The organism is Mycobacterium sp. E183, assembly GCF_001667735.1.
In the GTDB taxonomy this organism is placed as follows: domain Bacteria; phylum Actinomycetota; class Actinomycetes; order Mycobacteriales; family Mycobacteriaceae; genus Mycobacterium.
Map to the genome: position 1 here is coordinate 1 of NZ_LZJN01000002.1, position 694 is coordinate 694.

Genomic DNA, 694 nt, shown 5'->3' on the forward strand with positions numbered 1-694 from the left:
TCGGCAACCGGGCGGTGTTGGCCGAGCCGTGGGTGCCGGTGTCGATTCCGGCGTTGTTCGGCGCGCAGGTGGTGCGTGCGCCGGGGGCGGTGGCGGTGTCGTGCGAGGGCCGGTCGTTGACGTATCGGGAGTTGGACGAGGCGTCGAATCGGTTGGCGCATCTGTTGGTTGGCAGGGGTGCGCGTCCGGGGGAGTCGGTGGCGGTGGTGTTCTCCCGGTCGGCGGAGGCGATCGTGGCGATTCTGGCCGTGTTGAAGTCGGGGGCGGCGTATTTGCCGATCGATCCCGGGTTGCCGGTGGCGCGGGTCGAGTTCATGTTGGCCGACACCGCGCCGGTGGCCGCGCTGACCACGGCGGCGCTGGCCGAGAAGTTGGCCGGGCATGTGCTGCCGGTCGTCGACGTGCACAGCCCTGCCCTGCGGGCGCAGCCGGCCACGGCGCCCGCGGCGGGCCCGGACCCCGAGGATGTCGCGCACGTCATCTACACCTCGGGCACCACCGGGGTGCCCAAGGCGGTGGCGGTCAGCCACGCCAACGTGACCCGGCTGTTCGACGCCCCTGAAGTTGGCGTGGCGTTGGGGCCCGGGCAGGTGTGGACCCAGTTCCACTCGTATGCGTTTGATTTCTCGGTGTGGGAGATCTGGGGGGCGTTGCTGCATGGGGGCCGGTTGGTGGTGGTGCCCGAGGCGGTGGC

1 protein-coding gene is annotated in these 694 nt (G+C 71.2%); it reads left to right on the forward strand.

Features of this window, described 5'->3' with window-relative positions; all coding sequences use genetic code 11:
• The coding region (locus A5691_RS00200) for an AMP-binding protein (RefSeq protein ID WP_156675762.1) at nucleotides 1–694 on the forward strand (694 nt) is incomplete at both ends.